The following is a 15,325-nucleotide window of genomic DNA, read 5'->3' as shown; positions in this document are numbered from 1 at the left end:
TTGACCCCCCTTCCGTAACCTCCGTAACTCCCAGGTAACCGGGGTCGCTCGCGACCTGCGGGGATGAACTTTTTGTGGGGAGCGGCCTTCGCTGGCGTCCGTCCGGGCGCCCGGTGAGCCGCTGGAGGATCTTGACCTTGAAAATCCAATCCAAGCGAGAGCGCCTGCTGGCGTCCTCGATGATCTGCGGTGTGGCGTTCGCCGCCCTGACCGCGACGTCGGCGTCCGCTCAGCAGGTCGCCGAGATCGAAGAGCTCGTCGTCACCGGCACCCGCGTGCAGGTGCCCGGCCTGGAATCGGCCAGCCCGATCGTCACGGTCGGCACCGAGGAAATCGCGCTGCAGCAGCAGCCCGAAGTGGAAAAGATCATCCGCTTCCTGCCGATCTCCGTCCCCTCGGACGGTGACGCCGTGAACAACGGCACCGCCGGCGTGTCGACCATCAACCTGCGGGGCCTCGGCGCTCAGCGGAACCTGGTCCTGATCGATGGTCAGCGGGTCATCCCGTACAACACCGACGGCCGCGTCGACGTGTCGGTCATCCCGACCGCCTTCCTCGAGCGCATCGACGTCATCACCGGCGGCGCCTCGGCCGTGTACGGTTCGGACGCCATCTCCGGCGCCGTGAACTTCATCCTGAAGAAGGACTTCGAAGGCGTCGAACTGGACACCAAGTACTCGGTGACCGGCGAAGGCGACGGTGAAGTCGTCACCACCTCGCTCACCCTCGGCTCGAACGTGGCCGACGGCCGCGGCAACGTCGCGATGAGCATGACCTATTCCAAGCGGGAAGGCGTTCTGCTCGGCGCCCGTCCGCTCGGCAACCTCGGCATCGTGACCGCCACGGGCGCCAACTACCAGAACTTCCTGGACGGCATTCAACCGACCCCGGCGCCCGCCGGCTGCGGCGGCCCGAACTCGGTGGCCGCCGGTGGTTCGACCACCACGGTCCCCACCCGCACCCAGATCACCGGCGTCGGCGCGGCCGCGTTCCAGTTCCGTGAAGACGGCACGCTGGGCCCGAACTGCGGCGTGTTCAACTTCAACCCCTACAACTACTACCAGACCCCGCTGGAGCGTTACGGCGCTACGGCGATCGGCCACTACGAGATCGCCGACAACGTCGAGGCTTACGCCCGCGTCCTATACTCCTCGACCAATGTGACCCAGCAGGTCGCCCCGTCGGGGATCTTCGGCAACTCCTTCATGGTGCCGCTGGCCAACCCGTTCCTGACGGCCCAGGCGCAGTCCACCCTGATCACCGCCGCCAACGCCGCCCTGGCTGCCGGCACCCTGCCGGCGACGAGCTGGGACGACGTCAACAACAACGGCACGGTGGACGCCGCCGACGACCTGAGCCTGGTGATCCGTCGCCGGACCGGGGAACTCGGCCCGCGTTCGACCGAGTACGACAACAACACCTTCCAGTTCACCCTCGGCCTGCGCGGCACGCTGATGGACACCTGGAACTGGGACGTCTACCTGCAGAAGGGTCAGGTCGACCGCACGAACATCTCGCGCGGCTACACCAACACGACCAACTTCGGGAACGCGCTCAACGCCGTCTCGCCGACCGAATGCCGCGTCGACACCGCCTCGTGCGTGCCGATCAACGTCTTCGGCGCCTACGGCACGATCACGCCGGAAGCTGCGGCCTACTCCAGCGCCACGGCGATCATCGCCGAAAAGTACGAGCAGACCGTCTTCAACGCCTCTGTCAGCGGCGAACTGGCCGGCTTCCAGAGCCCCTGGGCGTCCGCCCCGGTGGCCGCCGTGCTCGGCGTGGAATACCGTGAAGAGAAGGGCTCGTTCACGCCGGACGAATGCTGGAAGCTCGCTCCGGTCAGCTGCCTCGGCGGCGCCGGCGGCAACCAGCTCCCGATCTCCGGCGGCTTCGACGCCCACGAGATCTTCGGCGAAATGATCGTCCCGATCGCGATGGACCAGCCCTTCGCCCGTTCGCTGGGCCTGGAACTGGGCTACCGCTACTCGGACTACAACCCGACGGGCGCCAACAGCACCTGGAAGGCCGGCATCAACTACGAGCCGATCGACGGCCTGCGCTTCCGCGTCATGCGCCAGCGCGCCGCCCGCGCCCCGAACATCGGGGAACTGGCCGCGCCGGTGATCACCGCCCTGCGTAACGCCGACTACGACTACTGCTCGGTGGGCAACCCGAACCCGATCTCCGCCGAGCTCGCTCAGCGTTGTATCGCGACGGGCATGACCGCGGCTCAGGTCGGCACGGTGCAGGACATCGTCTCGGGCCAGATCAACACCTTCGAAGGCACCGACCTGGCCAACCTGCCGGACGCGGAAGTCGGTAACACGACCACCGTCGGCGTGGTGTGGGAGCCGACCTTCCTGACGGCCCTGCGTCGTCCGGTGATCTCGGTCGACTACTACGACATCGAGGTGAAGGACTACATCTCGGCCTTCTCGGCCCAGGAAACCCTCGACGGCTGCTACGTCTCGGGCATCCAGGAGTTCTGCGATCGCATCGTGCGGGTGAACGGCGACATCGCCTCGCCGGGCTCGGGCGTCCAGCGCTTCACCACCAACCTCGACTACATCCGCGCGGAAGGTATCGAAGCCTCGGTCAACTTCGGCCTGGACCTCGACACCGTCGGCCTGAACGAGCGCTGGGGCAGCCTGGCCTTCTCCTGGACGGGTAACTACTACCTGACCAACGAGTCGCGCTCGAGCCAGACCGTCCCGGAGATCGACTGCCTGGGTTACTTCGGCACGAGCTGCGGCAACCCGACCCACGAGTTCCGCTTCGTCCAACGGACGACCTGGACCATGGGCGACCTGCAGCTGTCCTACCTTTGGCGCTACCTCGGCGAAGTCGAGATCGAGGAAGTCCAGAAGCCGAACACCTTCGACGAGTTCGAGGAGATCGAGGCCTACAACTACGTCGACCTGGCGGCGAGCTACGCCTTCAACGACACGGCCAAGATCACCTTCTCGGTCCAGAACGTGTTCGACAAGGATCCGCCGGTTCTCGGCAACGAGGCCGCGACCACCTCGGCCAACTCGGGCAACACCCTGCCCAGCGCCTACGACGCGCTCGGCCGCATCTATGCGGTGGGCCTGAACCTGCGGTTCTAAAGACCCGCTGGAGAGCAAGAGCTGGGGCGGCGGACTTCGGTCCGCCGCCCTTTTTCTTTGTGCGCTGGAAGACCCGGGACAGGCGGTTCGGAAGCGGCCCGGGCGGGACGCGATCCCCGTCCCCGGTCCGGCCGATCGAGATCGCGCTGCGGGCGTGGCGCCGAGCGCGCGGCCCCGGCGCCTGTGACGTCTGACGGCACGGGATCGCCGCCCCGGCGGCTTCGATGCGCGCATGCGCGCTCTGCGGCGGGCCAGGCCGCCGCCGGCTCCTTCGGCGCTTCAAGGGCGGCGGGCGCCGCCCGCTGCGTCAGCGCAGAGGCGTGGGCGCCAGCACCATGCCCGCGCCCTGGCTGCGCAGGCGCTCTGTGGCGACGTTCTCCAGGATCGCCTCGGCGCGGGGGTCGCCCAGCACCCATCCGGCGGCGGCGAGCGTCCGAACCGAGACCGCGCCGACGCCAAGCACATTCTCCAGGGCTTCCAGCGGAGAGGCCTGCGGCGTCATCCGGCGAAGCCGCACGTCGCCCTCGATCTTCGCCAGAGCCTTGGCCTTGGCGACGGCCTGGTAGAAGCCGCCGAGCTCGTCCACCAGGCCGAGAGACTTGGCCTGGGCGCCGGTCCAGACGCGCCCGCGGGCGATCTCCTGGACCCGCTCGACCGGCAGGTCCCGCCCTCGGGCGACACGGGTGAGGAACTCCTGATAGGTGCGGTCGATCATCGCCGAGAAGGCGGCCTCCTGGGCGGGCGTGAACTCTCCGGAGAGATTGTAGACGCCGGCGAAATCGCCTCCGACGTCGAGCTGGCGCATGTCGACGCCGAACTCGGCCAGGGCCGGTCCGAAGGCGAGCTTGCCGCCATAGACGCCGATGGAGCCGGTGAGCGTCGTGGGCTGGGCGACGATCGCCGAGGCCTCGGAGGCGATCCAGTAGCCGCCCGAGGCGCCGTAGGTCCCCATGGAGACGACCACCGGCTTGCCGGCCGCCTTGGCGGCGCGGACAGCGGCCAGGATCTGTTCGGAGGCCGTGTCCGAACCGCCCGGCGAGTTCACGCGGAAGACGATGGCCCGGACGGCGTCGTCCTCGGCGGCGTTGTAGATCGCATCGGCGATGTCGTCGGAGTGGATCATCGCGCTGGGGGCCAGCGGATTGGCCGCCCCGTTGCGGCCGGTGACGATGGGACCCTCGGCCTCGATCACCGCCACCACCGGGCCCGAGCCTTCGCGCCGGCCGCTGGACCGGAGGTAGCTTTCCAGGTCGACGATCTCCGCATCGCCGCCCGCCTGGTCGAGCAGGGCGTGTTCGGCCTCGTGCGCCATGCCCAGGCGGTCGACCAGCTTCAGCGCCGCGGCGCGATCTGCGGGATAGGGGCCCGCCTCGAGCTGGCGGCGAAGCTCGGCGGGGGCGACGCCCCGGTCGGCCGCCGCCAGGGCGAGGCCGCTGGAATAGACGGCGTTCATCCAGGAGAGCTGCGCCGTGCGGTGCGCCTCGGTGTAGTCGGCGTGGAGGTAGCCGTTGACGGCGTTCTTGTACTCCCGGCGCTGCTCGAACTCCGGCTCGACGCCGTACTTGTCGAAGGCCCGCTTGAAGAACAGGTCCTCGACCGCGAAGCCGGTGACCTGCAGCGAGGCGCCGGGCTGCAGCCAGAACTCGTCGGCGGCGGCGCCGACCATGTAGGTCGAGCTGACCACGCCGGCCTGATAGAGGCCCTGGCTGTGGGCGATCACGGGCTTGCCGGCCTCGCGGAAGCGCTTGATCGCCAGGCGGATCTCGTCGGCGGCGCCGGGCTCCATGCCGGCCTCCGGCAGGCGGATCAGCAGGCTCTTGACCCGCCCGTCGGTCTCGGCGCGGTGCAGGGTCTCCACCACCGACATGACCGAAAGGCCGCCGCGCCCGAAGGGGGAGAGCGGGTTCTGGGCGTCCTGGTCGGTCAGCGCCTGGCGCAGGTCGAGCTCAAGGACCACCGATCCCGGCAGGGGCGCCGGCCGCGTGGCGCCGGCGGCGATGACGATCAGCAGGAAGGGGACGCCCACCAGGAACAGGATCAGCCCGGCGAAGACGCCGGCCATGGTGGTCAGGAACTGCTTCATCGATCGTCCGGGGCCAGGGTGGAAAGCGCTCCACCCTATATCGGCGCCCGTTGCGGGGAAATGAAGGCCGCGCCTAGGGCGTCGAGGGCAGGGCGTATCCCACCCGCGCTCCGGGCCCCAGGGGCAGGTCGAGAGCCGCCCAGCCGAGCACGAGCAGCAGGCCCGCCGCCAGGAAGCACAGGGAGTAGGGAACCATGGTGGCCATCAGCGAACCCACGCCGAAGTCTTTCACGTACTTCTGGCAGAAGCCCAGGATCAGCGGGAAGTAGACCATCAGCGGCGTCACGATGTTGGTGGTGGAGTCCCCCATCCGGTACGCGGCCGTGCTCATTTCGGGGCTGACGCCCAGCAGCATCAGCATGGGCACGAGGATGGGCGCCAGGGCCGCCCATTTGGCCGAGGCCGAGCCGATCAGAATGTTGATGCTGGCGGCCAGGACGACGATGCCCGCCAGCAGCAACGGCGTGGGCAGGCCCGAGGCCCTCAGGCCTTCCGCCCCATGGATGGCGATGATGGCGCCCAGGTTCGACCAGTTGAACAGCGCCACGAAGTGCGCCGCGACGAAGGCCAGCACGACATAGGGACCCATTTCGGCCATGGACTGGCCGGTCAGCCGGACCACGTCGCCCTGGCTCTTCACCGTGCCGGCGGCGACCCCATAGGCCACGCCGCAGACCAGGAAGAGGACGAAGAAGCCGGCCACCAGCGACTGGAAGAACGGGCTCAGCCGCTCCTCGGCCGGTGCGGCCGCATCGATGAAGGGCGCCCCGGGCGCGAGCGTCATGGCCGCCCAGGCCAGGATCACGGCGAGCGCGCCGACACCGGCCCACGCCAGGCCGCGGCGTTCCCGGGCGCCGGCCTCCTGCGGATCGGTCTCGGGGGCGGTCGTCGCCGCCGGCGTCCACGGGCCGAGCCGGGGCTCGACGATCCTGTCGGTGACGAACCAGCCGATGGGGGTGAAGAGGACGGTCATGGCCAGGATGAACCACCAGTTGCCGGCGATGTTGGCGGTCCAGTCGTCCTGCAGGAGGCGTGCGGCCGGCTCGGTGATGCCCAGCAGCAGGGCGTCGAGATGGCCGGGGAAGATGTTGGCCGAGAAGCCCCCGGAGACGCCCGCGAAGGCGGCGGCGATTCCCGCCACCGGATGGCGCCCGGCGGCGGCGAAGACCACGCCGGCCAGGGGCAGAAGGACCACATAGGCCGCATCGGCCGCATGGTTCGAGACGATGGCCACGAAGATGACGATGGGCGTCAGCAGGACCTTGGGCGCCTTGGCGACGCTGGCGCGCATCGCTGCAGCGAAGAGGCCGGTGCGCTCGGCCACGCCGGCGCCCAGCATCACCGTCAGGACATAGCCCAGGGGCGCAAAGCTGGTCAGGGTCCGCGGCATGTCCACGAACAGGCGCCGCAGATTCTCGCCGGTGGCCAGGCTGACGGCGCCGAGCACTTCACCCGTGGCGGGGTTGACGGCCGAAAGCCCCAGCCCCGCTGCGACCATGCTGGCGACGAAGACCAGGCCGATCATCCAGACGAAGATGACCACCGGGTCGGGCAGGCGATTGCCCACTCGCTCGATCGTACCCAGGAATCCGATGCCGGTCGCCAATGCCGCCCCCTCCACGCTGCACAAAGGGGGGAAGCTTGGCGATCAGGCGGCCCGAGGCAAGCCCTTTAGGCGTCCGCCGGCGCCGAAGCGGCCCAGGCCTCGGCGATCGCCGCCTGCAGAGTGGCGTTGCTGAACGGCTTGTGGACGAGCGCGACGTCGTTCGGCACCTCGACGTCGAAATAGCCGGTCAGCAGGATGATCGGCAGGTTCGGCCGCAGCGGCCGCGCCTGGCGCGCGAACTCCACGCCGTTCAGGCCCGGCATGGCGAAGTCGACGAGGGCGAGATCGACGGGCTCGTCCCGGGCGATCAGGTCCAGGGCCGTCGCGGCGCTGTCGGCCTCGACCACGTCGTAGCCGCAGTCGCGCAGGAAGCCGGCCGTCACCGACCGCACCGCGGCCTCGTCGTCGACGACGAGCACGCGGCGATCCCCGCGGGCCGGCGATGCGGCGCCCTCCGCCGCGGCGGGGACGGCGCTCTCGCCCGGCTTGACGGCGGCCCGCGGCAGATAGATGCGGATGTCGGCCCCCTGGCCCAGCTCGCTGCAGATCTCCAGGGCGCCGCCTGAGCGCTGGGCGAAGCCGTAGGCCATGGGCAGGCCGAGGCCCGTGCCCTTGCCCACGGGCTTGGTGGTGAAGAAGGGCTCCAGCACCCGCGCCAGCACCTCGGGGGACATGCCCTCTCCGCTGTCGCGGACGGAGACCCGAACATAGTCGCCCGGGGCCAGGTCGAGCCCCGCAGGCGGTTCCTCAAGGCTCAGATTCTCCGCCGTCACCAGGATGTCCCCGCCGTCGGGCATGGCGTCGCGGGCGTTCACCGTCAGGTTCAGCAGGGCCAGTTCGAACTGGTCGGGCTCGATCGCCGCCGGCCACAGGCCGGGCGCCACATCCCAGAGGGTCCGAACCGATGCGCCCAGGGTGCGCTCGACCAGATCGCGCGTTTCCAGCAGCAGGGCGCCGAGGTCGGTGACCTCAGCGCCGCGGCTTTCGGTCTGACGGCTGAAGCCCAGCAGCCGCTGGGTCAGCCCCGCGCCCTTCTGGGCCGCCAGGGTGGCGTTGTCGAGATAGCGGCGGACCGCCCGCTCGTCCCCCAGACGGCGCGCCGCCAGTTCCAGGCTGCCGATGATGGCCGTCAGCAGGTTGTTGAAATCGTGGGCGACGCCGCCGGCGAGGGTGCCCAAGGCGCGGAGCTTGTCCGACTGGCGCAGATGCATTTCCGCCAGCTTCTCGTCGGTCACGTCGCGCTCCAGCACCACGAGATGGCCGATCTCCCCATCCGCGTCGGGCACCGGCACCACGGAGGTCTCGAGCCACTGCGGTCCGGTCTCGGTCTGCCGCTCGTCCAGCACCTCGACGGTCCGCCGCTCATTCACCGCCATCTGCTCGGCGTCGGGACGCCCCCGGCCGCCGAGCTCAGGCTCGGTCCGGCCAAGGCTGGCCTCGGGCGGCAGGCCGAGCGTTTCGGCCTTCCTCTCATTGATGCGGACGAACCGCCCGTCGGCGTCCTTCACCGCCACGGCGGCCGGCAGGTGCGCCATCAGGCCCCGGAGGAGGGCGCGTTCCTGGTGCAGGGCGCGCTTCAGGCGGTGCTGCTCGGCGGCGGTCGCCACCATGGCCCGGAGCCCGTCGGGCTCCCAGGGCTTGGCCGCATAGCCCACAATGCCGCCCCGGTTGAGGGCGGAGGTGACGGAGCTCAGGTCCGCATAGCCGGTGAGCAGGATCGCCTGGGCGTCGGAGATCTCTCGCGCCTGGGCGAGGAAGGCGTCCCCGGTCATTTCGGGCATGCGCTGGTCGGAGAGGATCACCGCCACTTCGCGCAGTTCGGTCAGCCTTTGCAGGCCCTCCCGTCCGGATCGAGCCGCCACGACGCGATAGTCGTCCTCGAACAGGTCCTCCAGGGCGACCAGGATGTCCGGCTCGTCGTCGACGAGCAGCAGGATGGGACGGGAATCGGAAGCCGCGGTCATGCCTGGTCGTCCATCGGCAGCTCGATCAAGAAGCGCGCTCCACCGAGCGGCCCGTCCCCCACGCTGATTTCGCCCTTATGCGCCCGAACGACGGCATAGGCGATAGCCAGGCCGAGGCCCGTGCCCGAACCGACCGGCTTGGTCGTGAAGAAGGGCTCGAAGATGCGGTCGCGCACATCCTGAGGAATGCCGGGGCCGGAGTCATTGATCTCGATCCGGTAGGTCTTTCCGTCATCTGAGGTGGCGACCTCGATCACCCCCGGCCCGCCCAGGGCGTCGGCGGCGTTGGAGACGATGTTCATGACCACCTGGTTGAGCAGGGCGGGCGAACCGGTGAAGTGCGGTCTCGCCTCCAGCCGCCGGCGCACCTCGATGGCGCCCAGCTTGGGCGCCAGCAGGGCGAGCACGGTCTCGATGGCGTCCGGCACGTCCAGGCGCTGCACTTCGGCCTCGTCGAGGCGCGAGAACTTCCGCAGGTTGAGCACCAGGCCCTGGATGCGCTGAAGCCCGAGCCGCATGGCGCTGAGCCGCTCGGCCGCCTTGCCCAGAGCCTGTTCCTGGTCCGGCTCAAGGCTTGCGCTTTCCAGGACCTGCCGGGTCAGCCGCTCCACCGTGCCCTGGTGACCCAGGATGAAGGCCAGCGGATTGTTGATCTCGTGGGCGATGCCGGCCACCAGCTCGCCCAGGGACGCCATCTTGGCTGACTGGACCAGCTGAGCCTGGGCCTCGCGCAGCTGCCGGTTGGCCGCTTCCAGCTCGGCGTTGGCGCGGGCCAGCTCATCGGCCGCCGCCGCCCGGGCGTCGGCCTCCTCCGCGCGACGGGTCTCTTCGGCGAGCAGCTTGCGCCGGACCAGAGCCCGGACCCGCGTGCGCAGCGCCTCGTCGCTGTCGTCGCTGGCCGTCACGTCGTCGGCGCCGGCGTCGAACGCCGCGGCCAGGGCCTGGGGATCGGAAGCGCCGGGACCAATGAGGATGATCTGGAAGGGCGAGGCGAGCCGCTCGCGGATGCCGTCCAGGCTCCGGCAAAGGGCGAGGCCGTCCAGCGCCGCGCCGCGGGCCGGCGCGATCACGCAGTCGACGCCTTCCTTCGCCTGGGCGAGCGCAGCGTCGGCCTCGGCGGCCTGGACCACCTCGTAGCCGCCATGAGCGAGGACGGCGCTCAGCCGCAGCCGCTGCGTCGGGCTGTCGTGGGCGACCAGGATCCGGGCCGGCCGGAAATCGTCGGCCACGGACCGTTCCGCCGCCCCTGGCCTGCCGCGCCGCAGCAGGGCGCGGAGACGGGCCAACATGACGTCCACGTCGGCCGACTTGGCCACATAGGCGTCGGCCCCGCTTTCCAGGCCCTGGCGCTCGAGGTCCTGTTCGCGCGCGCTGGTCAGCATGAGCAGCGGCAGGGTGCGGGTGCGCCGGTTGAGGCGCAGCTGGCGCGACAGCTCGCGCCCGTCCATGCCCGGCAGGTGGAAATCGGCCACCACCAGGTCGGGCAGCGGCCCGTTCAGGCGCTCCAGGGCGGCTTCGGCGCTGCCCACGGTGTCGACCACATAGCCCTCGGCTTCCAGGCGGCCACGCAGGGCCAGAGCCTGGGTCTCCGAATCCTCGACCACCAGGACCCGGGCCGGAGGATCACCGGGAGTCACGAGGCGGCCCTGCCGAGGGAGGCCAGCTGCAGGATGCGCGGCGCGATCAGGTCGAGGGGCAGGACGTCGCGAGCCGCGCGCAGGCGCACGGCCGCGCCGGGCATGCCGTTCACCACCGCCGTGCTGGCGTGTTCGGCGATGGTGTGACCGCCGGCCGTCGCCAGATCGGCGAGGCCGGCTGCGCCGTCCTCGCCCATGCCGGTGAGCAGGACGGCCAGCGTCCGCTCGCCCGCCGACTGGGCGAGGGACGAGAACAGCACATTGGCCGACGGCCGCTGTCCGCCCTGCGGCGGGTCGCGGGTCAGGCGCATCACGCCGCCGATGCGGACGGCGAGGTGCCGGTCGCCGGGCGCGACATAGACGAAGCCGGGCTCGGCCGTCTCTCCGTCGGAGGGCACCTTCACCGACAGGGGCGTCTGGCCGTCCAGCCAGCGGGCGAAGCCCTCCATGAAGGCTGCGCCCATGTGTTGGACCACGAAGGCGGGGGCGGGGAAGTCCGCCGGCAGGCCGCCCAGCACGCGGGCCAGGGCCGGCGGTCCGCCTGTGGAGGCGGCCAGGGCGAGATAGTCGAGCTGTTCGAACGGGCCGCGGCGCGCGCTCGTGGTGATCGGCGCACGAACCGGCGAGGGGGCGCCGATGTTGCGGCGGCGGATCACCGGCACGCTGCTCATGATGAAGAGCTGGGTGCAGATGGTGTCGGCCAGATGCTCGTAGCTGGCGCTGGCGGGGCCGGTCGGCTTCTCCACCACGGTCAGGGCGCCGGCTTTCAGCGCATTCATCGAAATGCGCAGCGAGGCGTCCTCGACCGCGTCGGCGATGACCACGATGGGGGTCGGATGCTCCGACATGATCCGGCGGGTCGCCTCCAGTCCGTCCATGCCGGGCAGGCGGATGTCCATGGAGATGACGTCGGGCTTCACCCGCTCGATTTCCGCCAGCGCCGCCTCGGCCGATTCCACGGCTGCGGCCACGACGAACCGCGGGTCGCGTCCGATGATGTGCGACAGGAGCTGGCGGACGACCAGCGAGTCCTCCACGATCATGACGCGAACCGGCCGGGACATCAGAGAACCCGGCTGATGGTCGCCAGCAGTTCGCGCTGATCGAACTTCTGCTTGGTGATGTAGGCCTCGGCCCCCAGGTCAAGCCCGCGGCGGACGTCCTGCGGATCGTCGCGCGAGGTCATCAGGATGACCGGCAGCTCGGCCAGGCCGGCGTCGGCCTTGATCGCCTGGAGGAGAGAGAAGCCGTCCATGCGGGGCATCTCGATGTCGGCCACGACGGCGTCGATGACGACGCCCCCCGAGCGCAGGGTGTTCAGCGCGTCGACGCCGTCGACCGCCAGGACCACGCGGTAGCCCTGGGCTTCGAGGATGCTCTTCTCCAGCGTGCGGGTGGTGATGGAATCGTCGGCCACAAGGATCGTACGCGCCGAGTGGGATTCGGACGCCTGTGGCGGCGCCAGGCCGAGCGCCGAGGCCGACAGCCGGCGGGCGTTGCGCAGCCAGCGTTCCACCAGCGCCTCGGCGCTGAGGACGAGAACCGGCTGGTCGTCGTCCAGCAGGGCCGCGCCGGCGCTGAGGCCGGGATAGGCTCGACTGTCCTGCAGCGACTGCACCGTGAGCTCCCGGACATCCTCGACGGCGTCCACGGCCACGAGCAGCCGACGGTCGCCGCGCACGAGAAGGGCCGCAGGGATCGCGGCGGCGGGATCGGGCGGGGCGAGCGGGAGGTCGTCGAGAAGGGCGCGGAGCGGAAGCACGGGCGTAACAATGTCCGAGCCGTCGGTTTGTATCCGTGCGCTCGGAACGCCTTCGACGATTTCGAGATCGGCGCCGGAAAGCCGCAACAGAGACCTCACGCCGAAGCTTGGCAGGGCGAAAAGCGCATCGCCGGCGCGGAGGATGACCAGGGTCTGCCGGGCCGCCGACAGAGGGGCCGACAGTATGACCTCGGCGCCGACCGGATCCCGGTGGGTCAGGCGCACCGATCCGCCGAGCGCGAGCAGGGTCTGGTTGACGGCCGACAGGCCCATGCCGCGGCCCGAGATGCGGTCGACCGAGGCGGTCACCGAGACGCCGGGCTCGAAGGCGAGGGCGAGGATTTCGTCGGCCGCCCGCGGCGGGTCGCCGCGCCGGCGCGGCGGCATCAGGTGGCGCGCCACGGCCGCGGCCTCGATCTTGGCGAGATCCGGCCCCGGGCCGTCGTCGAAGACGCGGACCTCCAGCCGCCCGCCGCGCGCCCGGGCGCGGAGGCCGACCTGCAGACGGCTGGGCTTGCCGGCGCGCTCGCGCACGTCGGCCGGCTCGGCGCCATGGCTGATGGCGTTGCGCAGCAGGTGGATGATCGGGTCGCGCAGGGCCTGCAGCACCCGCCGTTCGGCCCGCACCTCCAGTCCTTCGAAACGGACCTCGACCTCCACGCCCTGCTCGCGGGCGATGTCGCGGGTCATCCGCGCCAGGTCGCCCAGCAGGTTTTCGGCGGGGGTCAGCGCGACTTCGTCGACCTGCGAGCGCAGGGCCGCGGCGCTCTGGCCGACCGCCCAGCTGGCGCGGGCGTGACGCTGCGCCAGGGCCGAAAGCTCGCGCGTCAGACTGCGCAGTCCGGCCTCGAAGGCCTGCACGTGCGGACCCTCGCGTCCGGCGCCGCGCATCCGCACTTCGCCCCACAGCCGCTCCAGGGTCCGGCCGTCGCGCTGCAGGCGCTGGACCACCTCGACCAGGGCTTCTTCCGCCAGCAGGTCCGCCGACAGCTGATGCATGGCCTCGCTCAGGCGAAGGCCCAGCTCGGCGTCCACACGAACATATTCCGGCGCCTTCTCGCCCGGCGGTCCGGCTTCGGCCGGAACGGGCGCCGAGGCGGGCGCTGCGGGAGCCTCCTCCGGCGCCGCGGCCCGGCCGGCGAGCGCCTGGATCGCAGCCGTGGGGGCCGGCGGCGGCTGGCCCTGGCGCCCGGCCGCCGCCTGGGCCTCGATGGCGTCGAGGCCGACATGGATCAGGTCGACCATCTGGGCCGACAGGCCGGCGCCGGCCTCCATCACCTCGGCCAGACGCTCTTCCAGCCGATGGGCGAGATCCTCGATGGCCGCGAGATCCACGGCCCGAGCGGCGCCCTTCAGGCTGTGAACCCGCCGGAAGATCTCGCGCAGGTCCGCCTCCGCCGGATGGGTCAGGGCGCGGCGGACCGCTTCCACATGGTCGCGGTGTTCGACCTCGAAGGCCGCCAGCAGCTGGGCGCGAAGCTCGGGCACGGGCGCCGATCAGACCCTGTAGCGGTCGGCCAGGGCCAGCAGCTGCTGGGACAGTCCGGCGAGATTGCCCGCCGCCTCCTCCAGCTGGCGCGTGCCGACGGCGGTCTGCTGGCTGGCCTGGCGGATATTCTGCAGGGCGCCCATGACCTGCTCGATGCCGAGCTGCTGCTGGTTGGTGGAGGCGACGATCTGCTGGAAGGTCTGGACGCTCTCCTGCACCCGGGCGGTGATCTCGGTGATGGTGCGCTGGGTGGTGTCGGTGCGCTCCTTGCCGGCGGCCACGCGCTTGACCGCTTCCTCGGTCAGCATGACCGAGGAATTGATGCCGCGCTGGATGTCGCCCAGGATCGAACGCACCTGGTTGGTGGCGTCCTTGGCCTGGTCGGCGAGCAGCTTCATTTCCGAGGCCACGACCGAGAAGCTGCGCCCGCTCTCGCCGGCGGCGGCGGCCTCGATGGCGGCGTTGAGCGCCAGGAGGTGCGAGCGCTCGGAGATGTCGTTCACCGTGGTGATGATGTCGCCGATGGCCTGGGTCTTCTCGCTCAGGGCGACGATGTTCTCGGCCACCGCCTCGGCCTGATCGCGAATGGCGTCCATGGCGCGGGCGGTCTCGTCCACGGCGCGCAGGCCCTCGTTGCTGGTCTGGGCGGTCGCCTGCGCCGAGGCGATCACCTCCTGGGCGCGTTTGCCGATCTGGGCGCCGGAGTGGGTGATCTCGTCCACCGTCGCGGCCGTCTCCTGAACGGCGGCCAGCTGTTCCTCGACGCTCGCGGCCTGTTGCTGGGTGGAGGCGCGGATCTCGGCGGTGGCGGCGTTCAGGTTCTCCGTCGCCTCACGGTTCTGCTTGGCCAGTTCCTTGAGGCCTTCCACCATCCCGTTCAGCGTGCCGCCCAGGCGGCCGATCTCGTCGGTTCCGGTGGTGGCGGTCTGGCTGGTCAGGTCGCCGCGGCCCACGCGCTCCACGAACTCCATGAAGGCGGCCAGCGGGCCGACGACGGAACGCCGGATCAGGTAGGCCACGGTGACGGCGATGCCCACGGCCAAGCCCAGGCCGATCAGGGTGGACAGCCGGCTGATATTGTAGATGTCGCGAACCCGCTGCTGCCCGAGCTCGATGGTCTGGTCCATCACGCCCGAGGCGTTGTCGAGTTCGGCCTGGAACGCGGCGCGGGCCTCCTCCAGCCCCTGGCGGGCCTCGCGCGCCGCCGTCAGATCGTCGCGGTCGAGGGCCTCGAAGACCACCAGGTTGCGGCCGCGGATGTCCTGCAGGACCGGCTTGGCCCGCGTCAGGGCCTGGCCGATCTGGTTCCAGGCGCGGGCGCGCTCGGGCGAGGCGGCGGTGGCCTGATACTGCACGGCGAGGGCGATGGCCTGATCCAGCGTCTGGTCGGCGGCGTCGGCGCGGCTGCGCCACTGGCTGGGGACGCCGCCCACCTGGGCGCCGGTGGTTCCGAACACCTCGTCGGCGAAGGCGGTTTCCGCGGCGGCCTGCATCTCGTGCTGGGCGGCCTGCACCGCATAGAGCCTCTGGATGAAGGCCAGATCGCGGCTGACCACCGACTCCGTGTCGTTGCGGACGGCGCCGATCTGGCTGAGGCCGAAGAGACCCAGGGCCACGACGAGGACGATGACGGCGGCGAAGCCCAACAGGATTCGGTTGGCGATACTCACAGGG

General features: G+C 70.6%; 8 protein-coding genes. 1 reads left to right on the top strand and 7 read right to left on the bottom strand.

Annotation, left to right across the window (positions count from 1 at the left end; translation table 11 throughout):
- The first annotated feature begins 137 nt into the window (after nt 1–137).
- Nucleotides 138–3,110: a TonB-dependent receptor gene (locus H2041_RS01050; RefSeq protein ID WP_293408502.1), complete on the top strand. Its 2,973-nt coding sequence runs from the start codon at nt 138–140 to the stop codon at nt 3,108–3,110.
- A gap of 307 nt (nt 3,111–3,417) precedes the next feature.
- On the opposite strand, the gene sppA is transcribed toward H2041_RS01050, so the two are convergent.
- The 7 genes from sppA to H2041_RS01015 all read right to left on the bottom strand — a co-directional run bounded on the left by sppA (nt 3,418) and on the right by H2041_RS01015 (nt 15,321).
- On the bottom strand, nt 3,418–5,193 hold the full coding sequence (sppA, locus tag H2041_RS01045; RefSeq protein WP_293408500.1) for a signal peptide peptidase SppA: 1,776 nt from the start codon (nt 5,191–5,193) through the stop codon (nt 3,418–3,420).
- Nucleotides 5,194–5,266: 73 nt separating this feature from the next.
- Nucleotides 5,267–6,799 (bottom strand): AbgT family transporter, encoded by a 1,533-nt coding sequence (locus H2041_RS01040; protein ID WP_293408498.1) that lies wholly within the window; start codon nt 6,797–6,799, stop codon nt 5,267–5,269.
- A 65-nt stretch (nt 6,800–6,864) separates the two neighbouring features.
- On the bottom strand, nt 6,865–8,763 hold the full coding sequence (locus tag H2041_RS01035) for a response regulator (protein WP_293408496.1): 1,899 nt from the start codon (nt 8,761–8,763) through the stop codon (nt 6,865–6,867).
- Entirely contained in the window at nt 8,760–10,400 is a 1,641-nt protein-coding gene (locus H2041_RS01030) for a response regulator (protein ID WP_293408494.1), read from the bottom strand. Before H2041_RS01030 ends, H2041_RS01035 begins: the two co-directional genes overlap by 4 nt.
- Nucleotides 10,397–11,464 carry a chemotaxis-specific protein-glutamate methyltransferase CheB gene (gene cheB / locus H2041_RS01025; RefSeq protein ID WP_293408492.1) on the bottom strand — a complete coding sequence of 356 codons (1,068 nt, stop codon included), beginning with the start codon at nt 11,462–11,464 and terminating at the stop codon, nt 10,397–10,399. The genes H2041_RS01030 and cheB overlap by 4 nt, the downstream gene beginning before the upstream one ends.
- Nucleotides 11,464–13,650, bottom strand: a complete 2,187-nt coding sequence (locus tag H2041_RS01020; protein WP_293408490.1) for a response regulator — start codon at nt 13,648–13,650, stop codon at nt 11,464–11,466. Before H2041_RS01020 ends, cheB begins: the two co-directional genes overlap by 1 nt.
- A gap of 9 nt (nt 13,651–13,659) precedes the next feature.
- Nucleotides 13,660–15,321 carry a methyl-accepting chemotaxis protein gene (locus H2041_RS01015; RefSeq protein ID WP_293408488.1) on the bottom strand — a complete coding sequence of 554 codons (1,662 nt, stop codon included), beginning with the start codon at nt 15,319–15,321 and terminating at the stop codon, nt 13,660–13,662.
- Between the last annotated feature and the right edge of the window lie 4 nt (nt 15,322–15,325).

The sequence above is a fragment of the Phenylobacterium sp. genome, assembly GCF_013911965.1.
Taxonomy (GTDB): Bacteria; Pseudomonadota; Alphaproteobacteria; order Caulobacterales; family Caulobacteraceae; genus Phenylobacterium.
This window is presented reverse-complemented; position numbering and strand designations above follow the sequence as displayed.

Excerpts from the sequence above, each read along its gene's own strand:
- sppA (WP_293408500.1), bottom strand. The coding sequence starts at position 5,193 with ATGAAGCAGTTCCTGACCACCATGGCCGGCGTCTTCGCCGGGCTGATC.
- H2041_RS01035 (WP_293408496.1), bottom strand. The coding sequence starts at position 8,763 with ATGACCGCGGCTTCCGATTCCCGTCCCATCCTGCTGCTCGTCGACGAC.
- cheB (WP_293408492.1), bottom strand. The coding sequence starts at position 11,464 with ATGTCCCGGCCGGTTCGCGTCATGATCGTGGAGGACTCGCTGGTCGTC.